The 23,317-nt window shown below is 68.8% G+C and carries 16 protein-coding genes; 9 read left to right on the top strand and 7 right to left on the bottom strand.

The features are described 5' to 3' along the window. Positions 1-13 precede the first annotated feature (13 nt). The 5 genes from folK (at position 14) to disA (ending at position 6,874) form a co-directional block, all read left to right on the top strand. Positions 14-2,497 carry a 2-amino-4-hydroxy-6-hydroxymethyldihydropteridine diphosphokinase gene (folK, locus tag ABYF38_RS03875; RefSeq protein ID WP_371152832.1) on the top strand — a complete coding sequence of 828 codons (2,484 nt, stop codon included), beginning with the start codon at positions 14-16 and terminating at the stop codon, positions 2,495-2,497. 12 nt (positions 2,498-2,509) lie between these two features. Next, on the top strand, positions 2,510-2,995 hold the full coding sequence (locus ABYF38_RS03870; protein ID WP_371152831.1) for a DUF3180 domain-containing protein: 486 nt from the start codon (positions 2,510-2,512) through the stop codon (positions 2,993-2,995). Between the two features lie 482 nt (positions 2,996-3,477). Further along, positions 3,478-4,059 carry a hypothetical protein gene (locus tag ABYF38_RS03865; protein WP_371152830.1) on the top strand — a complete coding sequence of 194 codons (582 nt, stop codon included), beginning with the start codon at positions 3,478-3,480 and terminating at the stop codon, positions 4,057-4,059. A 146-nt stretch (positions 4,060-4,205) separates the two neighbouring features. After that, on the top strand, positions 4,206-5,600 hold the full coding sequence (gene radA, locus ABYF38_RS03860; RefSeq protein ID WP_371152829.1) for a DNA repair protein RadA: 1,395 nt from the start codon (positions 4,206-4,208) through the stop codon (positions 5,598-5,600). A gap of 200 nt (positions 5,601-5,800) precedes the next feature. Beyond that, entirely contained in the window at positions 5,801-6,874 is a 1,074-nt protein-coding gene (disA, locus tag ABYF38_RS03855) for a DNA integrity scanning diadenylate cyclase DisA (protein ID WP_371152827.1), read from the top strand. A gap of 17 nt (positions 6,875-6,891) precedes the next feature. On the opposite strand, the gene ABYF38_RS03850 is transcribed toward disA, so the two are convergent. The 3 genes from ABYF38_RS03850 to ABYF38_RS03840 form a co-directional block, all read right to left on the bottom strand. Further along, positions 6,892-7,248: a hypothetical protein gene (locus ABYF38_RS03850; RefSeq protein WP_371152826.1), complete on the bottom strand. Its 357-nt coding sequence runs from the start codon at positions 7,246-7,248 to the stop codon at positions 6,892-6,894. 670 nt (positions 7,249-7,918) lie between these two features. Then, on the bottom strand, positions 7,919-8,584 hold the full coding sequence (locus ABYF38_RS03845) for a potassium channel family protein (protein WP_371152825.1): 666 nt from the start codon (positions 8,582-8,584) through the stop codon (positions 7,919-7,921). Positions 8,585-8,750: 166 nt separating this feature from the next. Then, complete coding sequence (locus ABYF38_RS03840) at positions 8,751-10,127, bottom strand: TrkH family potassium uptake protein (RefSeq protein ID WP_371152824.1); 1,377 nt, start codon at positions 10,125-10,127, stop codon at positions 8,751-8,753. Positions 10,128-10,410: 283 nt separating this feature from the next. Here ABYF38_RS03840 and ABYF38_RS03835 point away from each other — a divergent pair, with 283 nt between their 5' ends. The 3 genes from ABYF38_RS03835 to ABYF38_RS03825 all read left to right on the top strand — a co-directional run bounded on the left by ABYF38_RS03835 (position 10,411) and on the right by ABYF38_RS03825 (position 11,901). Then, a complete protein-coding gene (locus tag ABYF38_RS03835; protein ID WP_003792170.1) occupies positions 10,411-10,509 on the top strand; it encodes a 30S ribosomal protein bS22 in 99 nt (32 codons plus the stop codon). Between the two features lie 105 nt (positions 10,510-10,614). Next, on the top strand, positions 10,615-11,211 hold the full coding sequence (locus tag ABYF38_RS03830) for a MarR family winged helix-turn-helix transcriptional regulator (RefSeq protein ID WP_371152822.1): 597 nt from the start codon (positions 10,615-10,617) through the stop codon (positions 11,209-11,211). Positions 11,212-11,220: 9 nt separating this feature from the next. After that, entirely contained in the window at positions 11,221-11,901 is a 681-nt protein-coding gene (locus ABYF38_RS03825; protein WP_371152821.1) for a histidine phosphatase family protein, read from the top strand. Positions 11,902-11,931: 30 nt separating this feature from the next. Here the strand turns inward: ABYF38_RS03825 and ABYF38_RS03820 are convergent, their stop codons facing one another. The 3 genes from ABYF38_RS03820 to ABYF38_RS03810 all read right to left on the bottom strand — a co-directional run bounded on the left by ABYF38_RS03820 (position 11,932) and on the right by ABYF38_RS03810 (position 15,700). After that, positions 11,932-12,474, bottom strand: coding sequence for a PLDc N-terminal domain-containing protein (locus ABYF38_RS03820; protein WP_371152820.1), 543 nt, complete (start codon positions 12,472-12,474; stop codon positions 11,932-11,934). Positions 12,475-12,501: 27 nt separating this feature from the next. Next, on the bottom strand, positions 12,502-13,497 hold the full coding sequence (locus ABYF38_RS03815; RefSeq protein ID WP_371152819.1) for a 1,4-dihydroxy-2-naphthoate polyprenyltransferase: 996 nt from the start codon (positions 13,495-13,497) through the stop codon (positions 12,502-12,504). 331 nt (positions 13,498-13,828) lie between these two features. Further along, positions 13,829-15,700: an AMP-binding protein gene (locus ABYF38_RS03810; protein WP_371152818.1), complete on the bottom strand. Its 1,872-nt coding sequence runs from the start codon at positions 15,698-15,700 to the stop codon at positions 13,829-13,831. A gap of 132 nt (positions 15,701-15,832) precedes the next feature. Here ABYF38_RS03810 and ABYF38_RS03805 point away from each other — a divergent pair, with 132 nt between their 5' ends. Then, positions 15,833-16,057: a hypothetical protein gene (locus ABYF38_RS03805; RefSeq protein ID WP_371152817.1), complete on the top strand. Its 225-nt coding sequence runs from the start codon at positions 15,833-15,835 to the stop codon at positions 16,055-16,057. Positions 16,058-16,754: 697 nt separating this feature from the next. On the opposite strand, the gene ABYF38_RS03800 is transcribed toward ABYF38_RS03805, so the two are convergent. Continuing rightward, entirely contained in the window at positions 16,755-22,835 is a 6,081-nt protein-coding gene (locus tag ABYF38_RS03800; RefSeq protein ID WP_371152816.1) for an SdrD B-like domain-containing protein, read from the bottom strand. Between the last annotated feature and the right edge of the window lie 482 nt (positions 22,836-23,317).

Genomic DNA, 23,317 nt, shown 5'->3' with positions numbered 1-23,317 from the left:
AAAGGAGGGGCAAATGCAGCGCAGGTCCGATCGCATCACTCTTAAGGGCATCAGTGCCCGGGGCTTCCACGGCGTGTTCGAGCAGGAGCGCGAGGAGGGCCAGCTGTTCGTGGCCGACCTGGTGCTGGAGGTGGACACCCGCGCCGCCGCCCGCTCCGACGAGCTCGCCGAGACGGTGGACTACGGCGCCGTCAGCGAGGCGGTCGTGGCCATCCTGGCCGGCCAGCCGGTCAACCTGATCGAGACGCTGGCCTCCCGCGTGGCCGCCGTGGCCCTGCGCGACGAGCGCGTCCACGCCGTCGAGGTGACCATCCACAAGCCCGAGGCGCCCCTGAGCGTGCCCTTCGACGACGTGGCCGTCACCATCTACCGCCGCAACCTCTCCGCCCCCGCCGAGCAGGAGGAGGCGAGTCTGCCCGCCGCTATCGACGCGGTGGCCGACGTGCCCGCCGGCCGCTTCGCCCCCGAGGCCGCCCCCCAGGGTGGCGTCGAGGGCGCCGAGGGCGACGAGGCGGGTTCAGGCGGCGGCCAGACGCTGGGCGAGTCGGGCGGCGAGTCGGCCGACGTCTCCGCAGGCCTCACCGCCGGCGCGGGCGCCATACTGGCCGGCGCAGCCGCAGCCACCGGGGCTGCCGGGGCTGCCGCTGCGGGCGGCGACCTGGCCCCCGCGAGCGCCTCGGTGTTCGCGCCGGAGGGGGAGGCCGACCTGCGGTGGCCGGCGCCCGGCGAGGTCCAGGCGGCAGAACCGGAGGAGGCCGCCCCGGCGGCGGACCTGCACGCCGCGCCGCAGGGCCAGGCGGCGGTGGTCATCGCCCTGGGCGCCAACCTGGGTGACCCGGCCGGCACGCTGGCTCGCGCCGTGGACAGGCTGCGCGGCCTGGAGGGGCTGAGCGTGGAGCAGGTCTCCCCGCTGGTGGTCACCGCCCCCGCGCTGGCGCCCGGCCAGGAGGACCAGCCCAACTACTACAACGCCGTGCTCACGGGTGCCACCACGCTCGCCCCGGCCGCCCTGCTGGCGGCCCTCCACGCGGTGGAGGACGAGTTCGGGCGGGTGCGCCAGGAGCGCTGGGGTGCGCGCACGCTGGACCTGGACCTGGTGGACTACCAGGGCGTGGTCAGCGCAGACCCTGAGCTGACGCTGCCCCACCCGCGCGCCGCCGAGCGCGCCTTCGTGCTCTACCCGTGGGCGCTCATCGCCCCGCAGGGCCGTCTGGCCGACCAGGCCCTCACCGCAGCCGAGTTGAGCGAGCGGGCCGGGCACGCCCAGATCCTGCAGGTGATCGAGGAGTGGCCCACCCTCGCCGCGCCGGCCGCCGAACCGGCCGCCGAACCGGGCACGGAGCAGGGCGGCGCGCCGGTCGAGCCCGAGGTGGAGGAAGCCGCCGGCTGGGCACCGGTCGAGCCGGCCCACCAGGCGCCCGCCGAGCACACCGACCAGGCCCCCGCCGCAGAGGCGGCCGGCTTCGAGCCGGAGCAGGCCGAGCTCGCCCACACCCCCGTAGCAGACTTCCCCATCACCGAGTCGCCCTTCGGCGCCGCCGAGGCCGTGGGGGAGGAGACGGCTGGCGGCGAGGAGGGCGAGCCTGGCGCTGCCGTGGTGTTCGAGCCCGTGGTGGCAGGCGAACAGGGCGAGGGCGCGCAGGAAGCCTGGCCCGGCCAGGAGGAGCCGACCGGAGACCAGGCTGGCGAGGCCGGTGACGCGGAGCAGTGGCAGGCCGAGGGCGAGGACCAGGCAGGATTCGGAGCCGAACTGCCGGCCTTCGCGCCGGTGGTGGACCTGTCCGCGCTGGCCGCCCCGGCCGGGCAGCCCGTGCTCGCGTCCGCGCAAGAGGAGGGCGGCCAGGAGGCCGCGCACGAGCCTGGCCCGCTGGACGCCCACCCCTTCGAGCCGATCTTCGTTCCCGTCACCGCCCCCGAGCCCCAGGAGGAGGCGCCCGCGCCGCCCCAGGCGAGCTGGGAGGTGCCGGCCCCCGACCCGAGCGACGTGCCGGCGCTGGAGACACCGGTGCGGATCGACGAGTCCGGCTGGCCCACCCCGGCGCCCGCCGGGCAGGAGCGGGACGCTGAGCTCCCCGCAGGGGCGGGCGAAGCCGCCGCCGACGTTGCCCCCGCCCCGGTCCCCGAGCCCGGCGAGCAGGCGGATGGGGCGCACCCCTTCGATCCCGCCTTCCTGCTGGGGGAGGCCGAGTACGTGGACGCCCCGGCCACCATGCCGCCCTCCTTCGCGCCCACCGGGCGCACAGCTGAGGTCACCCAGACCCTGGCGGAGAAGGCGGGCTACGGCGCGGCCGCCGACCTGGAACTGGCCAACGACGCTGCCGCCCAACAGGCAGACGTGCCGCCGGTTCCCGCCCCGGCTCCGCCGCCGGAGGTGGGGGACATCGCGCCGCTGCCGCCGGCCCCGCCGGCGCCCCCGCTGTTAGGCGCTGACGGCGCCGAGGCGGGTAACGATGACTGGGAGGCCAAGCCCTCCTGGGACCAGGTGCTGGGGCAGTAGCGGCTCGGCGCCATGCAGAGGCTAAGACTGGTCACCCTCCTGCAGGTGGCGGGGGCAGTGTTCATCGTCGCCCTGGCGATGCTGCTGGCCGCAGACCGCATGGGGGTGCTTGCCCCGCCCGTGCTGTGGGTGACGGCGGTGCCGTTGTTCATCACCGGGGTGGTGACCCTGGGCGTCGGGCGGCAGGTGCGCCGCCGGGACGGCAAGCGCGCCCTGACCGGCGTGGCGGCGGCCCGGGTGGTGGCGTTGGCCTTCGCCTGCGCCTACCTGGGCAGCGGCCTGCTGGGCTACTTCGCGGCGCACCTGGTGGCCGCCCTACCGCACCTGTCCGCCCCCTACCCGCGCGAGCAGGCGCTCTACGCGGCCGCCTGCGCCGCCGCGTCCGTGTTCCTGGTGGTGAGCGGGCTGGTGGTGGAACGCTGGTGCCTCCTGGACGACGATGACGAGGGCACCGACTCCAGCCGGGGCGCAGACCCGGCGGCCTCGGCTCCCAGCTAAGTCCCGGCGCGTCTAGCCGCCCTCCCTCGGGGCCAACCCGTAACGTCGAGGGTATGCAGGAGCCCACCCCACCACGTTCCCCGTTCGGCAAGCCCGGCGGGCGCGGCCCGCGCCGGCCCAACAGCGACGGCAGTTGGGCCAGCGGCGCGGCGGGGCGGGCCGGCCGCCCACCGCGCCCGGCCGCAGGCGGCCAGTGGGCCGGCCGGACGGGTACCGGGCAGGCGGCTTTCCCACGCGGGGCGGCAGGTGCCGCGGGCAGGGGCCCTGCGCACGCCCACGGTGAGCGCGCAGGCTCGACCGGCGCAGCCCAGCGGGGCGCGACTCCCGGCCGGCAGGCGCCGGCGCGCCCACCGGCCGGTGCGGCCGGCACGGGCCAGGCCGCCAGGCGGCCTACCCCCGCCGCTCGCCCGAGCGTCCAGTCTCGCGGCCACCAACGCGGGGCGGGCGAGGGCTCGGGGCGGCCGGCGGGGCGTCGTCCAGCCGTGCAGCCCACGCTGCGGCGGGCAACTCCGTTCGCCTCGGCTCTAGGCCAGTGGTTTGCCACCAACTGGAGGCGGCTCGCCTCGGTGCTCACCGTCATCGTGCTGATCCTGCTGATCGCCCTCCTAGCGGTGCCCATGCTGGTCAAGCAGCTCCAGGGCGATCCCCTACCCAAGCCCTCGACCATCCCCACGCCGGTCGCCTGCCCCGCGCAGGAGGTGCGGATAGAACCGGCCATCCCCGCCACCGCTGCGGCCGGCAAGCCGATCACCGTTGAACTGGCGGTCTCCACCACCTCCGCGCTGCCCTGCCTGGTGCAGGCCGGCCCCGGCACGCTGGGCATGGTGATCACCTCCGGGCAAGAGACGATCATCAACACGCTGGTGTGCGCCGGGGAGCAGCCCCCCACCAAGCAGCTGCTGCTCAAGGCCGGGGATAGCTGGAAGGGCAGCCTGTCCTGGGACGGCGTGGTGCGGGCAGAGGGCTGCGCCCCGGCGGGCGAGTCCCGGCCCGGCACCTACGTGGTCCAGCTCATGCTGGGCGGAGAGAAGATCGGCGGCCAGCACGTGCTGGTACTGGAGTAGCGCCGGCGCGGCTGCCGGTACCAGTGCGGGCAGCGCGCGTTGGGCGGTGGCGCCGGTGCAAGGCCGGCGGGTCGGCTATCCCAGGCAGGAACCGGCCCGAGCGGAGGCGAGCAACCAATGTTGGTGGCGGGCGCTAACGTGAGGGCATGGCAAGAAACGCTACGCAGTACCGGTGCTCCGCCTGCGGCGCCAAGCCCGTCAAGTGGACCGGGCGGTGCGCCCGGTGCGGCGAGTTCGGCACCATCGCGCAGGAGGCCGCCCCAGCGGCGCTCTCCGCAGGCGGGCAGGCGCCCGTCAAGGTCAGCGCCCCACGCCAACCCGCCAAGCCGGTCACGGAGGTGATCCTGGCCGGACCCGCCACCAGGCTCAGCACCGACTGCCCGGAGTTCGACCGCGTGGTGGGCGGGGGCCTGGTGCCCGGCCAGGTTCTGCTGCTCAGCGGCGAACCTGGCGCGGGCAAGTCCACCCTGCTGCTCACGGTGGCCAACTCCGTGTGCGCCACCTCCGGCGGCAGCGTCCTCTACGTCAGCGGCGAGGAATCGGTGGAGCAGATCGCCGTGCGCGCCCGCCGGATAGGCGCGAACTGCCCGGGGCTGCTGCTCAGCGACGAGACCGAGCTCGGTGCCGTGATCGGTCTCATCACGGACACTGCGGGCCTGGAACTGGTGATCGTGGACTCGGTGCAGACCATCGCCTCGGCGCAGGTGGAAGGCCGCGCCGGGGGAGTGGCTCAGGTGATGGCCGTGGCCCAATCCCTCACCCGGGTGGCCAAGGAACTCGGGGTACCGCTTTGCCTGGTGGGGCAAGTAACCAAGGAATCGGTGGTGGCCGGGCCGCGCGCGTTGGAGCACGTCGTGGACACCACGCTCTCCCTGGACGGGGACCGGCACACCTCCCTGCGCCTGCTGCGCACCGTGAAGAACCGCTACGGTCCGGCCGACGAGGTGGCCTGCTTCGAGCAGACCGACGCGGGGCTGGAGGAGGTGCCCGATCCCTCCGCGCTCTTCAGGTCCCAGAACGGGCAGGCCGGGCCGGGGGTGTGCCTCACCGTCACCGTGGAGGGCCGCCGCCCGCTGCTGGCGGAGGTGCAGGCACTCACGGTGGCCTCCACCGTCCCCAACCCGCGCCGGGGAGTCTCCGGGCTGGACTCCTCCCGCTGCGCGATGCTCGTGGCCGTCTCCGAACGCACCGGCCGGCTGCGGCTGGGAGACAAGGACCTGTTCCTGGCCACCGTGGGTGGGATCAGCCTGCGCGACCCGGCGGCGGATCTGGCCGTCTGCCTGGCCGTGATGTCCGCCGCCCGGGAGGTCGCCCTGCCCGCCGGCACCGGGGCGATCGGCGAGGTCACGCTCGCCGGGGAGGTGCGCCCCGTGCCCATGATCGCCCAGCGGGTGGCCGAGGGCGTGCGGCTGGGGCAGCAGCGCATCCTGGTGCCCGCCGGCACCGCCGCCAAGGTGGCCCGTGCCCACCAGCGCCACGTGGTGGAGGTGGGCACCCTGGCCGACGCCGCCGCGCAGGTGGGGCTGGCCCGCGCGCGCTGACCGGTCCGGGGCCTAGTCGGCAGGGCCGGTGCGGGGCCTAGTCGGCAGGGCCGGTCCGGGGCCTAGTCGGCAGGTCCCGCAGGGAATGTGACGAGGGGTTTGGGGCGGTGGATGCGGAATCGTAACCGTGCCGAAGGGCGGCCGGCGGGGCGTCGGCCATAGGCTTTACCGCAGTGTTTTGGGAAGGGGGCAGGCAGAGGGTGAGCGAGCACGCGGGTGCACTGATCATGAAGGAGGCGCTGCGCGCCGTCGCGCCTGGCACCGAGGTCAGGGACGGCTTGGAGCGCATCCTGCGCGGCCGGACGGGCGCGCTGATCGTCCTGGGCTGGAACGAGCAGGTGGCGCAGCTGTGCTCCGACGGCATCGAGCTGGACGTGGAGTTCTCCGCCACCCGCCTGCGCGAGTTGGCCAAGATGGACGGTGCCGTGGTGGTGGACCACTCCCGCGGGCGGATCGTGCGAGCCAACGTGCAGCTCACGCCTGACACCGCCATCCCCACCACCGAGACGGGCATGCGCCACCGCACCGCCGCCCGCGTGGCGCGCCAGACCGGCCTGCCGGTCATCACGGTCTCCAAGTCCATGGAGGTGGTCGCCCTGTTCCTGGGCGCCGAACGGCACGTGCTGGAATCCTCCACCGCCATCCTGGGGCGCGCCAACCAGGCGATCGCCACCCTGGAGCGCTACACCACCCGCCTGGAGGAGGTCTCCAGGGCCCTGACCGCCCTGGAGTTCACGGACATGGTCACCATCCGCGACGTGGCCGTGGTGCTGCAGCGCCTGGAGATGGTGCGTCGAATCGCTGCGGAGATCGACGACTACGTGGCGGAGCTCGGCACGGACGGCCGCCTGGTCGCCCTGCAGCTCGACGAGCTCAACCGGGGCGTCTCCAGGGACCGCTCCCTGGTGCTGCGCGACTACGTCGCCTACCCGAGCGAGCTGGGTGCCGCCGAGTCCCACCTGACTTGGCTGAACTCCTCCGAGCTGGTGGACTTCAGCATCGTCGCGCGGGCGCTCGGGTGGAAGGACCCGCAGGGGCTCGGGCTGGACCTGCCGGTCACCCCGCGCGGTCACCGCATGCTGGCCCGCATCCCGCGGGTGCCGTCGGTGGTCGCGGACTCCATCATCGCCCAGCTCGGGCCGCTGCCCGCCATCCTCGCGGCCAGCGAGGAGGACCTGCTCACGGTGGACGGGGTGGGGCCGCTGCGCGCCCGGGCGGTGCACGACGGCCTAGACCGCCTGGCCCAGGTCACGGTCATTGACCGCTTCGTGTGACCCGGGCCAGGGGCCGGTTACTTGATCTCAGTCCAGCCGTCCCGGTTCACGGTGAAGCCCTTCTTGTACACCGTGTTCCAGCAGGACATGCCGGTCTCTGCGGAGCGGCAGACGCTGTCGCCGTACCTGACGCTCTGCCCGTAGCCGAGCACCTGTGGTGCGGTGCCGTAGAGGCCGGCGCAGGCGGGCGCGTCGCCGCGCCCGGAGGCGTAGAGCGAGCCGTCCTCCTCTAGCGACACCTGCATGACGGGACGTCCCAGGTCATCCAGTCCGTAGGGCTTGTCCGTGCTCCAAGAGCTGACGACGCAGTAGAGGGCGGAGTCCTTAAACATGTCGCAGCAGATGTTCCCGGACGGGGAAACGATGATCGCCACGGCTACACCGTCAGGGTTGTGGATCGACTGGGGCGGCTGGGCGGCCGGGGGAATGTCGAACACAGGCGCGGGCGCCGCTGTGGGCTGCGGAGCCGGTGGTGCCTCAGGTGTTCGCGTGAGGGCCGGTGGCGCATGGTCGGTTGGTGCCGGTGGGGCAGGACTCTCCTCACCGGGAGCGGTGGCTGCTGGGCTGTCGGTCTGTGTGGGAGCCGCAGCGGAAGCAGCGGGTGGGGTGGTGTGGCCTTCCCCGTCGGGCCGGGCCTCGGAGCCCTTGCCACAGGAGGAAAGCGAGAGGGGGACAAGCGCCAGGAGCGCTATGCCGGTAAGAACTCGTCTCGAATTGTGCGAGCGGAACATGTGAGCTACCTCCCTTCATCTTCCAGGTTATCGGAGGAAGGGAAGGGGAGATTGGAACTCCGGGCGGCGAATGTGGCTCGTCGTGGATGACGGTCGCACGGCCCTGGCCCCCAGGCTCGCAAATGCTGCAACGGGGTACATGTGACCGCTTGGTGCCATGGCACCGGTCGGTCGGATGTACCCCGAACTCGCTCTTGTGCGCTCGGGGTTACGGCGCCGGGCGAGGGGCCGCAGGCAAACCCCTGCCGCGCGGATGGGGCGCAGGCAGGGGCTTGCTACCGGCCGGGCGGATTGACCCAGCCCGAGGGTACGCTCACGGGCGGGCCGCGAAAGCCTCCAGGAGAGAGGCGTCCCCGGAGACGATGATGACGTCGTTGGGCTGGATCATCGTGTCCTTGGAGGCGTACTCGAAGGGCTCGCCGGGGCTCATCACGCCCAGCACGGTCACGCCGTACTTGGTGCGAATCTGCGACTGCGCGAGCGTGAAACCGTGCGTTTCACGCGGTGGGCGCATCTTGACGATGGAGAAGCCCTCGCGCTGCATCTCGATGTAGTCCAGCATGCGCCCGGAGACCAGGTGGGCGGCGCGCTGGCCGGCGTCGTACTCGGGGTAGACCACGTGGTGGGCGCCGATGCGCTTGAGGATCCGGCCGTGTTCCCGGCTGGTTGCCTTGGCCCAGATCGAGCCGATGCCCAGGTCCACCAGGTTGGCGGTGGTGAGCACGGAGGCCTCCAGCGACGACCCCACCCCGACCACGGCTGAGGCGAACTCACGGGCACCCAGCTGTTCCAGGGCCTCCAGGTTGGTGGCGTCGGCCTCGGCAAGGGCCAGGCGCCCCGACCACTTCTGCACCTTGGCGGGGTCGCGCTCCACCGCGAACACCTCCCGCCCCAGGCGGTCAAGTGTCACGGCCACGGCGGAGCCAAAACGGCCCAGTCCGATTACGAGGGTGCCCGAGCCGGGTGCCTTGTCTGCCACGGCTGCCTGCCTTCCTAGAGTGGTGGGGTGAGCCCGCAGCGCGGGTCACGCTGCAATTGTGGCGCACGGCGCGGCGCGGCGAAAGTTACCTGCACCAGTGGGCGGCGAAAGCGGCAAGCCGCAGAGCGGACGCCGCCAAGCCCAGTAGTCCGCCTCCGGGCGCGCATTAACCGATGAGCGGGGCTTCCTCTGGCATCCGCACCACGCGGCGGCGTTGACGCATTGCCAATGCCGCAGCCAAGGTCATGGTGCCCGTACGGCCCAGATACATGAGGGCTACAAGCACCGCCTTACCGGAGGTGGGCAGTTGCCCGGTGCGACCGGTGGACAGACCGGTGGTGGAGAAGGCAGAGATGGCCTCGTAGAGCATCATGTCCATGCTGAATGGAGTGAGGATGAGCAGGGTCAGGGTGGCGGTGCCCACCAGGAGGGCGCCCATGAGGGCCACGGACACGGCCAGGCGGACGGTGGAGGGCGGAATGCGGCGCCCAAATGCCTCTATGTCCCTGTCTCCTCGCGCTTCGGCCACGATAGCGAAGATGAGGACCGCCAGCGTGGTGACCTTGATACCGCCGGCGGTGGAGGCAGAGCCACCTCCCACGAACATGATGGCGTCTTGCAGCAGCCAGGTGGCGGAATCCATGTCCTCCACCGGCACGGTGGAAAGTCCTAGCGTGTGTGCGTTGAAGCCGGAGACCAGGGCGGCCTGGATTGCCTCGTTCCAGGTCAGATTGCCAAACGAGGCCGGGTTGTCGCGCTCCAGGAACCAGACGCCCAATCCTCCCAGCGCACTGAGGCTGAGGAAGAAGGTGATGGTGATTTTGGAGTGCAGGGCCCACTTCCGGGGGGTGCGCCAGCGGGGAAGCACGTCCAGGAGGACGGGGAATCCGATGGCTCCCATGCTGGTGCCTAGCACCAGCGGGATGGTCATTCCCCAGTCTCCCACGTAGGCCTCTAATCCCTCCGGCAGGATGGAGAATCCCGCGTTGTTGAAGAAGGACGCGGCCATGAATGCGGCGAAGAACGCGGAATCGCCAGTGGGGTGGCCTAGCGCCTGGAAGTGTATGAACAGGGAGACGAACCAGATCGACTGCACTGCCAAGGAGGCAATCAGTACCACCCTGACCAAGGCTCCCACTTCCCCCAAGCGGCTGGAGCTGGCCTCGGAGGCAAACAGGAGCCGCTGGGTGAGGCCGATGTGGCGGGAGACCGCCAGGCTGAGGATGGAGGACAGTGTGATGACTCCCAGGCCGCCCACCATCATGGAGAGCATGATGACGGTTTGGCCAAAGCGCGACCAGTACTCCACCGTGTCGACGGTAGTGAGGCCGGTGACGGAGACGGCGGAGGTGGACACGAAGAGCGCGTCGATGAAGGGCGGGCGGTGCCCGTGCCGGGTGGCCCAGGGGGTCCACAGCAGCAGGGTGGAGATGGTGATGACGGTGGCGAAGACGCCCAGGGTCATGCGGGCGGGGGAGGTGCGCGCGACGTCGTCGATGAAATCGCGGGTGCGCCTGGTCAGCGTCTTGATTCTTTTGCGCACCGATACCTCCTTTCCGCCGTTGTGCGGGCGGGCCGGCTGAGGGGCCGACGTTGCCGCACTGCCGCCCCGTGCGCTGCCGCGCCGCCATTTTGCGGTTTTGGGGGCGAGAGCCGGGGCACGCGTGAGCATACTCGTCTTCGACGTTAGGGGGCAGTGGCGCTAAGTGCTTGACGCAACGCCGCTAATTTTGGCTTCGGGTGGGTGTTTCCCGGTATGATCGCGCATCAGGCGTGTGGCATCGCTGCGCGCGACTTGCCACCTGGCCTATCGAAGGAGGGTACGAATGGGATCCGTCATTAAGAAGCGCCGCAAGCGCATGGCGAAGAAGAAGCACCGCAAGCTGCTTCGCAAGACCCGTCACCAGCGTCGCAACAAGAAGTGAGCTCTTAGGGCCCGGCATTTTGCCGGGCCCTTTGCTTTTGTCCCAGTTGGTGGGGTAGGTCTACGGGATAGACTGCCAAGGGTGTGATGGAAGCGGGGTGTGCCGGTGGGGACTAGGAACGTTTCACGCGGTGTTTCTGGCGAGGGGCTGGACGCTGCCGACCTGCTGCCGTGGGAGCACACGGAGGAGCAGTGCCAGGCCCACCAGGTTGCTTTCGGTCTGGATCCGAGCGCGGTGGAGGGACACTGGCACTTCTCTGAGGCCGAGTACACGGCCTGGCGTGGGCTGCTGCACGGCTCCCTGGCGCTCTACGACGATCTGAACAGGAACCTGGAGGCCAACTGCGGCATCACGCTGGGCGAGTACGAGGTGCTGGTGACCTTGGTGGATGCCGAGGGGCACCGGCGCCGGATGGCGGAGCTGGCCGACCTGGTGTCTTTTTCTCGCTCGCGCCTGACGAACACGGTCAATCGCCTGGAGGCGCGGGGACTGGTGACGCGCGTGTCTTGCAAGAACGACGGGCGCGGGGTGATCGCGGTGTTGACGCGGCGGGGCGCGGAGTACCTGACGGAGGTGGCGCCGGTGCACCTGCGCGCGGTGCACGAGCGCCTGGTGGAGCGGCTCACTGCGGAGCAGCTGGTGCAGTTGGCGCAGATCATGGAGGCCTTGGTGCCGGGCGTGTGCGCCCCGAAGCGGAGTTAGGAGGCGGTCATGGCCCGCACTGTTGTTCATTTGATGCGTCACGGCGAGGTGTTTAACCCGGAGGGTGTGCTGTACGGCCGGGCGCCGGGCTACCACCTGTCCCAGCGGGGGGAGGCGATGGCGCAGCAGGTGGCCGACGTCCTTGTGGCCGGCGGCCACGACATTCGCGCCGTGATTCACTCGCCGTTGGAGCGGGCCGAGGAGACGGCCACCCCCACGGCCCACGCTTTCGGGGTGCCTTTGCAGGCCGATCCGCGCCTGATTGAGGCGGGAAACCTGTTGGAGGGGCTGCCGGTCAATCGGTCCCGCGCGGTGTTGGCCAACCCCCGCTACTGGTGGTACTACCGCAACCCGTTCAAGCCTTCCTGGGGGGAGAGCTACCGGGAGCAGGCGCAGCGCGTGACCGCAGTGGTGCGGGACGTGCTGGGGCAGGTGGAGGGCGGTGAGGCCCTGCTGGTCTCCCACCAGCTGCCGATTTGGGCCACGCGCCTGTTCCTGGAGAAGCGCTGGCTTGCCCACGATCCGCGCAAGCGGCAGTGCGCGCTGGCCTCGCTCACCTCTTTGACGTTCGAGGGCAGGCGCCTGGTGGGGCTGTCTTATTGGGAGCCGGCCGCCGAGCTGGTGGCGCAGGCCAGCGACATGGTGCCGGGCCGTTCCGGTGCGGCGTTGAACACCGGCCAGTCCGGGTAAGGGCTAGGGGGACGACGTTCCTCCCGCCTCCTAGCTCTTGTCGGCGCCCCCCTGACCGTCCTGGTCGTCGGGGGCGCCGGCTTCGTTGTGGCCGCCGCTCGCAGCGGGATCCTGATGGGTGGGGCCGGCGGCAGCGTCGTCCGTCCCGGCCTGACCGCGCGGGCGCAGCAGGTCGCGGCGGGCCTGCTCCTTCTTGGCGGCGTCCTGGGCGGCGCGGCGGCGGCGCAGCTCCTCGGCCTTGAGGCGGAAGAGGAACTCGGGGTCGTCGTCGGGGGCGAGCTGTGCGGGCGCCTCGTCCTCGTGGCGGCGCTGGAAGCCCACCAGCGCGCCCAGGGAGGCGCCGGCGGGGGAGCCGCTGCGGTCGCGGGAGTCGCGCTCGGCTTGGATGCGCGGCATCGCCTTGGTGACCACCAGCCAGACGATCGCACCGATGGCCGGCTGCACTAGGGCCACCACGATGAACCAGACCAGGCGGGGGATGCCACCTACGCGTTCGTCCTCGGTGCGGGCCACGTCTACCAGGGCGTAGATGGTCAGGACCAGGGGAAGCAGGTAAAGCACGATGCGAGGCATGGCCCAAGCCTAGGCGTTAAGGCGCCGTTACAGCGCGGCGAACACCCACAGGAGCACCCATGTGGCGGAGTAGGCCAGGGTGAGGGCGGAGGCGCGCTGCAGGGCGGTGATCAGGTCGCGTCCCTGCGCGCCTCGCAGCACGGGCAGGGCGATGACGGCGGCCGCCAGGGCCAGCAGGACCGCGAAAGGGAAGGCGGTGCTGAACGGCGCGGTCATGACGGCGGCAAGGGGCGGGACGGCCAGCAGGGCGGTGAAGGCCCAGCGGGCACCGCGCGTGCCGAGGCGGACGGCCAGGGTGTGCTTGCCGGCGGTGGTGTCCGTGGCGATGTCGCGGATGTTGTTCACCATCAGCACCGCGCAGGCGTAGGCGCCCATCGGCAGGGCGAGCCACAGGTCACCGGCCACCAGGTAGTCGCGCTGCACGTAGAGGATGCCCAGCACGGCCACCAGACCGAAGAAGATGAAGACGGCCACCTCGCCCAGGCCGGCGTAGCCGTAGGGGCGCTTGCCGCCCGTGTAGAACCAGGCTGCAGCGATCGCGGCCACGCCCAGGGACAGCAGCCACCAGTGCCCGGAGAGCGCCACTACCGCCAGGCCCGCAGCCGCCGCCACGCCGAAGGAGACGAAGGCGGCGGCCCTGACCTTTTCGGGGCGGGCCAGCCCGCCGCCGGTGAGGCGGGCGGGGCCAAGGCGCACGTCGTCGGTGCCGCGCACGCCGTCGCTGTAGTCGTTGGCGAAGTTCACGCCCACGGTGAGGGCCAGGGCCACCAGCGTGGTCAGCGCGGCCACGGCCCAAAAGTAGGGCTGGCTGTAGTCCTGGCCGGGCGCTGCGGGGCCGGGCAGCCCGGGCGCGGAGGGGGCCAGGGCGGGGGTGAGCCTGTTGGCGGGCGCACCGTGGCCCTCGATGTACGCGGTGCTCAGCGTGCTGAAGTAGGCCGCTCCGTTTGCAAGCAGGGCCGGGGCCAACGCCAGCGGCAGGGTGCGAAGCCGGGCGCCCTGAATCCAGAGCCCAAGGTTAGCCATCTCTCCTCCTCATTGACCGGGCCAGTCTAGGCCGCTCGGCCGCGGTGGCGAGGACTTGGGCGGCGGGGACCTGGGCGGGGCGCGGCGGGGACATGGTCGGCGAGGACGCGGGTGGCGAGGACGTGGGCGGCGCGCGGCGTTCGATCGGTCGCCGACACCCTCTGCGCGAGTGGCTCGCGCCCCCGGTGCTGCTTGCCTCCCCTGGCGGCGAGGGGGCTATCTTTCCGCCGGGGCGGCAGGCGGTCTATCCCTCCACCGAGACGCCAGGCGGGCTCTCCTTCCGCCGAGCAGCAGCGCGCCGGACTCAGATGCCCTCGCGGGCGTGCGGCGGCTATTGCCCGCCGCCGTCCCGAGTCGCGCTGGGCGGGGCGGCGCGTCCCTGCGCGGCGGCCAGTTCCCTGCAGGCCGCCCTGTCCGTCTTCCCGCCGGGCAGCAGGGGTAGCTCCGGCCGGACGACGATGCGCTTGGGCCGCCAAGCCGCCGGCCACGATCGCGCGGCGGCCACCAGTTGCCGCTCTAGGGCGGCAGCTTGGTCTGCGGGCAGAGGGGCTGCGGTGGGGGTCGGGGCCGCTGGTGAGACGAGGGCGACCACCGCCTGGCCCCAGCGCTCGTCCGGCACGCCCACCACGCAGGCGCCGGCAACTAGCCCAGTGGCCAGCAGGGCTTCCTCCACCGCAGCGGGGGCAACCTTCTCCCCGCCGGTGTTTATGAGGCCGTCCGCGCGCCCCAGCACGCGCAGGCGGTGGCCGTCCCAGCTGCCCAGGTCGCCGGTGCGGTGCCACCGGTCGGAGGCGGGTGCGGTTGGGGCGGGCGGAGTAGCTGGGCTGGTCGGCAGCGGCCCGGGGGCGCCCGGACTCACGGGGACGACGACGGGAAAGGCCGCCTCGGTCAGCTTGGCCTCCCCCAGGTAGCCCTCCGCCAACGCGGGCGGCCGCAGGTAGATGCGGCCGACCACGGCGTCGTCGTGGTCGGCGCCAGCTGCGGGCGCTCCCGGCTCGCTACCGGCCGCGCCCGGGGTAGTCGAGGGGGCCGGGGTGATGGTCGGCGGGGCCGGGGAGTCCGGGGCGATGGCCAGCGGGACCCGGGAGCCCGGGCCTTTGGCGCTGACCGGGCCGGTGGGTTCCACGTACACCAGGGTTCCGGGCAGCGGGACGGAGCCGTAGACACAGCCGCCGCAGGTCTCCGTCATGCCGTAGGTGGTCGTGACGCTGATGCTGGCCGCGGCGGCCGCCGCGGCCAGGGAGGGGGCTAGGGACGCTCCGCCCACCAGGACAGTCCTGGCCCTGGACAGCGCGGAGGAATCCGTCCGGGACTCCAGCACCCGCTGCAACTGGGTGGGCACCAGGGACACCACGGCAGTGGCCGTAGGCAGGGCCCCCAGGCAGGCGCTGAGGAGCGCCGGGGAGAATCCCCCCGTCAGGTCCACCACCGCCGGGCGCGCGCCCTGGAGCAAGGCGCGCCAGAGAACCAGCAGCCCGGCCACGTGGAACGTGGGCAGCGCGAGCACCCAGTGCAATGAGCCATCGCCGGCGCCAGCCTTCCCGTCACCCGCGCCGACCTGCCGGTAGCCGGCGCCAGCCTCGCCGTCGCCGGCGGTGATGTCGTCCGCTAGCGAGGCGGCAGTGGCGGAGGCTGCCGCCACAGGGCTCCCTGAAGGCGAGCTGTCTGACCCCGTCCTGCCCGAACCCGTCCTGACCAGAGCCGAGCCAATCGGCGCCACAGGCGTGCCGGTGGGCGTGGGGAGAAGGCCGCAGGTCGGGTCCGTTCCCGGCCCGCCGGGCAGGCCCGGCCCGCCGAATCCCTCGGCGTGGCTCGGCCCTCGCCGCAGCGTCGGCGAGGGCCGAGCACCCAGATGCTCCAGCGTCGCCAGACAGGACAGGGTCAGCGCACGTGCAGATAGCCCCACCAGGCGAGGCACACCGGTGGAACCCGAAGTCGCCACCACTACGTCCGTACCGGGCAACCCGGGCAACCCGGACTCGATCCGCTCGCGCAGGCCGACAACCTCCCGGGACGAAAGAGCAGGATCGTGCACGAACACCACCGGCAACTCGCCGGTGCGCCGCCGGTCCGCTCCTAGCACCGGGCGGGAGGCAACGTCGTCCACCCCGGCGCGAACCAGCGGCAGCAGCGCGGTGGTAAGGGAGGCAACGTCGTCCACACTGCACCGGCCGGGCAGCACCAGGAGGGGGCGGCAAGACATGCCGACAGCATATCCAGCGCGAAACTCATCCCGTGGGACGACCCCCGTAGCCCAAACGGGCTAGTTACGCGCGCCACAGAAAGGGCCATCGGGTGGATCACGCGCCGAACGGGTCGGGGCCAGAATTAATTCATGAGCAGGCCCCAGGTTTCGCCGCGAGATCACCTCTCAAGCGAGCCCGGCCAGTCAGGGAAAGAGACCGAACGGAAAACGCGAATGCTAGACGGTTTGAGGGAGCCGATCTCGTGGTTCGCGTTGGCGTTATCAGCCACGTCGCTGATCGCACTCGTATACGGGATCACCCGGCTGGTGGGCAAACTGCTCTTGGCTGTCACAGGGCTAGTTGGCAGCCTCTGAATGTGTGCCGGGCAGGAGTTGGAGGGCTCCTGCCCGGCACCTTTTTGTGTCCGACGGCGCTGGGGTTGTTGGGACTCGACGTTCGTGGCTTGGACTCGACGTTGGGGTGTTCAACTCGACGTTCTGCCCCTGGTTAACGTCGAGTTGAAGCTCCAAACGTCGAGCTGGAACACCAAACGTCGAGTTGGGGCGTCAAGGGCCCGGCCCCTGGTGACACCAGCCCCTGCGCCGTTGGCGGGCGCACCGCCGCGACCCGCCGCCCAGACTCCACCACCAGCCCCTGCGCCGTTGGCGGGCGCACCGCCGCGACTCGCCACCCAGACTCCACCACCAGCCCCTCCGCCATTGGCGGGCGACTGGGTTGTTGGGACTCGACGTTCGTGGCTTGGACTCGACGTTGGGGTCTTCAACTCGACGTTCTGCCCCTGGTTAACGTCGAGTTGAAGCTCCAAACGTCGAGCTGGAACACCAAACGTCGAGCTGGGGCACCAAACGTCGAGCTGGGGCGTCAAACGTCGAGCTGGAACACCAAACGTCGAGCTGGGGCCCTGAGTGTCGGGTTTGGGTTAGTGGCCGAGGCTTGTGGGTGTGGCAGGGCCCGGGCTGGTCCGTTTGTTGGTGGTCCAGTCCGGGCCCTGGGGGTTTAGGAGAGTTTGCCTGTTTTAGGGGTTTGGTCTCCTGGTTCTAGCGTTGTGGGCTAGTTCTTCTTGCGGCGTAGGAGGAGGAGTGTGCCTCCGGCTGCCAGCAGGGTTAGGGCGTAGGGGGCTAGGGTGAGGGCGTTGGTGCCGGTCTTGGCCAGCTTGCCTCCCTTGCCGCCCTTGGTGGTGGGCTTTTTGAAGCCGAAGTCCAGGGAGAGGTCCTTGTCTCCGTCCTTGGTCAGGCCGATGGTGGTGGCCTTGTCGGTAGAGGAGTCGGTTTCCCGGGTGCCCTGGCCGGTCTTGGCCGGCTGGTAGCCCGCGGGCGGGGTGATGGTGACGGTGTAGGACTGGTTGTCCTTCAGGACGGGCAGGTTGTCGAAAAGGTACTTGCCGTTCTCGTCGGTCTTGACCGGGCCAACGGGGTTGCCGTTGACGTCGGTGACGTCCTTGCCGTCGGGGCCGGTGATCTTCAGGGTCACACCAGCGATGGGCTTGTCGGTGTTGTCCTGGATTCCGTTGTCGTTGAGGTCTTCAAAGACGTAGTCACCCACGGTAACTGAGGGCTTGTAGTAGCCAAAGTCCAAGGTCAGGTCGCTAGCGCTGTCGGTGGACAGGTCTGCCAGGCTGACCGAGGTCGTGGTGGAAGAGTCGTTGGCTCCCTGGCCGTTGTTGGTACCGGCCTTGGTGGGCAGGTAGCCGGCCGGGTCGCTGACCGTGACGGTGTAGGACTCACCCTGGGGTAGCACGGGCAGGTTCTCAAAGAGGTACTTGCCGTGCTCGTCGGTCTTGACCGGGCCAACGGGGTTGCCGTTGACGTCGGTGACGCTCTTACCGTCCGGGCCGGTCAGGGTCAGGGTGACGTCCTTGATACCGGGCTCGCCGGTGTCTTGGAGGCCGTCCTTGTTCTTGTCGAACCAGACGTAGTCACCCACGGACACCTTGGCCTTGATGAAACCAAAGTCCAAGGTGGGGTCGTTGGCCCCGTCGGTGGACAGGTCTGCCACGCTGGCCGAGGTCTGGGTAGAAGAGTCATCACTACCAGCACCGTTGTTCATGCCGGCCTTGGTCGGCACGTAACCGAACGGGGCGGTAACGGTAACGATGTACTTCACCTCACCGGTGAGGACTTCCAGACCAGTAAAGGCGTACTTGCCGTGCTCGTCGGTGGTGGTGGTCAGCTCGGTGCGGGCGGTGTGGTCAGCGTTGTTGACCGGCTTACCGTCGCTACGGGAGATGGTCAGGGTGACGTCCTTGAGTGGCACATCGGTGCCGTCTTGCAGGCCGTCCTTGTTGACGTCGTACCAGACGTAGTCACCCACGCTGACCTCGGGGAAGAAGAAACCAAAGTCAAGGGTGAGGTCCTTAGCCCCGTCCTGGGTCAGTTCCTGGGCGGTAGCACTACCAGTAGAGGAGTCCTTGGCCCGGTCGCTGCCCGCCTCGGCCTTGGTGGGTACGTAGCCGGCCGGGTCGGTGACAGTAACCACGTACTTCTCACCCGCTGGCAGCATCTCCAAGTCCTTAAACAGGTACATGCCGCTAGCGTCGGTAGTGGTGGTGGTAACCGGGTTGCCATCAGCGTCCTTAACGGGCTTGCCGTCCGTACGCGAGATGGTCAAAACCACGTCCTTGATGCCCTTTTCGTCATCGTCTTGCAGGCCGTCCTTGTTCGCGTCGAACCAGACGTAGTCACCCACACTCACCTTGGCCTTAACAAAACCAAAGTCCAAACTCAGGTCCTTGTCCCCATCATTAGGCAACACGACCGCGGTCTCGCTACCAGTAGAGGAGTCCTTGGCCCGGTCACTGCCAGCCCCAGGAGTGGTGGGAACAAAACCACGCGGGTTGGTAACCGTCACCACGTACTTCGCGCCTGCCGGCAAGATCTCCAGGTCAGCAAACAAGTACTTACCGGTCGCGTCGGTCGTGGTGGTGGTAACCACGCTGCCGTCGACCTTCTTGGCCGGCTTGCCGTCCGTGCGAGACAGGGTCAAGGTCACATCCTCCAACGCCACGTCGCTGGCGTCTTGCAGACCGTCCTTGTTGGCGTCGTACCAGACGTAGTCACCCACACTCACCTTGCCGCGCTTGGCGTGCCAGTTATCGCTATCGGTGAGCTTGTCACCACCAGCCACCGGGGTGGCCTCCACCCGGGCGGTGTTAGCGTGCTTGGCCGCATCCGTCATGGCCGCCAGGGTAGCGGTGCACTCAAACGAAGCCTTGGGCGCAAACACCCAAGCCGCCGGAGCACTAACCACACCATCAACAGCCACCACATCAGCGCCATCAATACGGCACTTGAAGTCGGTCAGGGCCGGGCCAACAATCGTGGTGTCAGAAACCTTGACATTGTTCAACTCGCCCTTACCCGTGTTAGTCACGGTGAACTTCACCGGCTGGGCAGCCAGACCAGAAAGCACCAGGGCCGCATCCTCGGTGTCACGGTCACCAGCGGGCAAGACCTTGGGCTGACCATCAACCAGCTCAGCGTTACCCGCCTGGTCAAAGACCACCCCACTCCAAGCACCGTCGTACTTCTCAATGTCGATACCCGTGGGCTTCTTAACAAAACCAAAGTCCAGCGTGAGGTCCTTGTCCCCATCGTTGGGCAGCTCTACCGCAGTCTCGCTGTCGGTGGAGGAGTCCTTGGCGCGGTCGGTCCCGACACCAGCAGTGGTGGGCTCGTAGTTGACCGGGGGTGCGACGGTGACCTTGTACTTCACGCCTGCCGGGAGGATTTCCAGGTCGGCGAAGAGGTACTTACCGGCCGCGTCGGTCTTGGTGGTGGTAACCACGCTGCCGTCGATCTTCTTGGCCGGCTTGTCGTCCGTGCGGGACAGGGCCAGGGTGACGTCCTGCAGCGGCACGTCGCTGGTGTCTTGCAGGCCGTCCTTGTTCGCGTCGAACCAGACGTAGTCACCCACACTCACCTTGCCGCGCTTGGCGTGCCAGTCGTCGTTGTCGCTGACCTTGTCACCACCAGCAACCGGGGTGGCCTCAACGGTGGCCTTGTTGGCGTGCTTGGCAGCGTCCGTGATGGCCGGCAGGGTAGCGGTGCAGTCAAAGGAGGCCTGGGGTGCGAAGATCCAGTCGGCCGGAGCAGTGACCACGCCGTTAACAGCAGCAATGTCGGTGCCGTTGATGTGGCACTTCAGATCGGTCAGGGCCGGGCCGGCCAGAGTCTGGTCGGTGACCTTGACGTTGTTCAGCTCGCCCTTACCAGTGTTGGTAACGGTGAACTTCACCGGCTGGGCAGCCAGGCCAGAAAGGACCAGGGCCGCGTCCTCGGTGTCACGGTCACCAGCGGGCAGGACCTTGGGCTGGCCGTTAACCAGTTCGGCGTTACCGTCCTGGTCGAAGGTCACCCCGCTCCAGGCACCGTCGTACTTCTCGATGTCGATACCCGTGGGCTTCTTAACAAAACCAAAGTCCAGGCTCAGGTCCTTGCCGCCATCAGTGGGCAGCTCTACCGCGGTCTCGCTACCAGTGGAGGAGTCCTTGGCGCGGTCGCTACCAGCACCAGCAGTGGTGGGCTCGTAGTTATCCGGGGTGGTAACAGCAACCTTGTACTTCACGCCTGCCGGGAGGATTTCCAGGTCGGCGAAGAGGTACTTACCCGCAGCGTCAGTGGTCGTGGTGGTCACCACGCTGCCGTCGATCTTCTTGGCCGGCTTGTTGTCGGTGCGCGAGATGGTCAGGGTGACGTCCTTCAGCGGCACATCAGAGTTGTCCTGCAGGCCGTCCTTGTTCGCGTCGAACCAGACGTAGTCACCCACACTCACCTTGCCGCGCTTGGCGTGCCACTCATCGCTATCAGTGACCTTGTCACCACCAGCAACCGGGACAGCCTCAACCGTGGCGGTGTTGGCGTGGCTGGTGTGGTAGGCGCCAGTGGCGTCAGCCTCGGCCAGCTTGGGCAGCGTACCGGTGCACTCAAACGAGGCCTTGGCAGCAAACACCCAATCAGCCGGAGCAGTGACCACACCATTAACCCCAGCCACGTCCTTGTTGTCGATGCGGCACTTGAAGTCGGTCAGGGCCGGGCCACCATTAGTACGGTCGGTGACCACCACGTTCTTCAACGCGTCCTCACCAGTGTTAGTCACAGTGAACTTCACCGGCTGGGCCTCCAGGCCAGAAAGCACCAAAGCCTGGTCAGCACCATCACGGTCACCAGCAGGCAACACCGCAGGCTGACCATTACTCAACACCGGCTTATCGCCATTGAACTGAACACCAGCCCAAACACCGTCGTACTTCTCAATATCAATACCCGGCGCAGTCTTCACAAAACCAAAGTCCAACGTCAGGTCTGCATCCCCGTCGTTGACTAGGTCGCCGGACTCGGCGCTACCGGTAGAGGAGTCGAGAGCCGGGTTGGTGCCGACGTTGGCCTTGGTCGGCTTGTAGCCGGAAGGATTAGTGACGGTGACGACGTAGTGGGTACCGGCAGGCAGCACCTCCAGGTTGTCGAAGCTGTAGGCGCCGCTGGCGTTGGTCTGCGTGGAGGTGTTCGGGTAGGCCGAGCCGTCTGCGCTGTTGACCGTGGCGTTGTCTGAACGCGAGATCGTCAGGGTGACGTTCTGCAACGGTTCGTCGGTGTTGTCCTGCAGGCCGTCCTTGTTCTTGTCAAACCACACGTAGTCACCCACACGCACCTGCTTGAAGCTGGCGGAGTTCGTGAGCTGAACGGGAGTGACGCTTCCGCCCGCGATGTCGAACGTAGCGGTGGAGGTGGTATTGCTGTTTGCGCCGATCTGGAAGCGGGGGTTACTCCAGATGATCTCGGGTCCACCGGGAGCTGCCGAAGCCTCGCTGATTTCAATCGTGGTGTCCGCGGGGAACGGCAGCGGGTTGGGCAGGTAGCTCGTGATCTGGCCGATGGGCAGAGTAAGCGGGAACGGGTTGCTGGGCGGGGCAGTCCAGCCCGGGTAGTCGGCTGCGGTCTTCCCGCCCGGCAGGGTCCACTTCACGTTGACGACCACTCGGGTGTTGGGGTCGACCAGATTTGCGGCGGGGCCATCGACCAGCTTGACCACGGAGAACGAGCCGTAGCCGGCGGTCATCGTGGCGCTACCGCCCGCAGCGGCCACGTAGTTCTGGTTGTTGGTGATCGTCTCGCCCAGTCCGACAATCTCGACCTTGTTGGAGTAGATGATGCCGGGGTCGGCCACGCCGCTGTCCGTCTTTGGCAGGGTGGCGTAGGAGATCATGTAGTTGGTGTTGGGCTCCCAGTCCGCTCCGTCGTTCGGGCGGATAGCCAGGGACATCTTGCTGTCGCCCTCAGAGAATGTCCGCTCGATGGAGAAGGTGGTGCGGCCCTCGGCGTTGATGATCGGGGCGCGGTTCGGGTCGGTGGTACCAACCCGGATCGTCTTGCCCGGAGACGGCTGGCTCTGAGAGTTCAGCACGCGGATGGTCAGAGGGCTGTCGGTCTGGAACTTGTGGCCCGCGCTAGTGACGTCGCTAATGAGGAGCGGGTTGGGGATGGAGCCGTTGAGGCGGCGGGCAAGCACGTTGGAGTTGAAGCGAATGTGCCACCAGATGCGCTTAGTGTCGTGGCGAACGCCATCGGAACCCTTATCGATGGGGCGCTCCCAGTAAGTGCCAGGGCCGGGGGCGGGGATTGGATTGCCGCCCGGGTAGTTCTCGCTCTCGACCTTGCCGTTGAGGTCGAAATTGCCGGAGACGGAGTCATCTACGTGGTGTACGCGAGCTGCGATCCAGCCGTCGCCAGTGAGGTGCTCGTTGCCGAGCTCCTGGGCGTGGGTAAGCCCCTCGTCGAAAGTACAGGTGACGCGGGCCGGAGCCTGGTTGGTCTGCTGGCGTAGCACGCAGCTGCCGATCTTCTGCATCGTGGTCTCGCCGGACTGCACGTTCACGATCGGGGTCTCAAGGTCGTAGGGGGCTACGTCGTTGAGCGTGAAGTTCTGCGGCAGGCCCAGGTAGAAGCTGTCCCCGGCCTTGGGGTTGGCCTGAGAGGCGTCCCACTTCCAGGTGATGCAGACGCGAGCGCCGTGCGTGACCGGCCGGTCATCGCAGGTGGGCGGTGCTCCGGCGCCGACGTAGCGCTGCACCTTCACGCTGTGGACGACGATGTCCGTGTTGGTGGTCGCTGACGCGCCGGGAGAGATTGACAGCACCACCGCGATAGCTGCCAGCAAAAGGCTTAGCGCGGTGGCGAACGATATTGCTCGATTCCTCGTTGAACTATGCATGGTGCCTCGATTCCGAGTAAGGACGTAGGCAGACCACGTGGGCTGCCAACTTGGAAGGCTGAGAGAGGCCGCTTAGCGATCACTCTATATTGACTAGACCTATTCAGTTCGAGTTTCGAGCTAGCAGTATGGGCCCGCAAGCCACAAGGGGCGATTTAGTTGTTTAGTGAACTTGTTGTCTGTGTCGTAACACTCGTTTTGAGCTGATATTCCGCCAGTTCTGCCCCCTTGGTGCAGGTGTGAGGGGTGGCAATTGCAGAAGTCGCCAAAGAGTGCAAACTTGCGAATATGCGAATGCATGACGGTGCGGGCGCGGCGCTCCTCGCTATTGAAAAGCATTCGCAAATGCCAGGGCCCGGGCTGGTCCGTTTGTTGGTGGTCCAGTCCGGGCCCTGGGGGTTTAGGAG

The organism is Buchananella sp. 14KM1171, assembly GCF_041380365.1.
Lineage (GTDB): Bacteria > Actinomycetota > Actinomycetes > Actinomycetales > Actinomycetaceae > Buchananella > Buchananella felis.
This window is presented reverse-complemented; position numbering and strand designations above follow the sequence as displayed.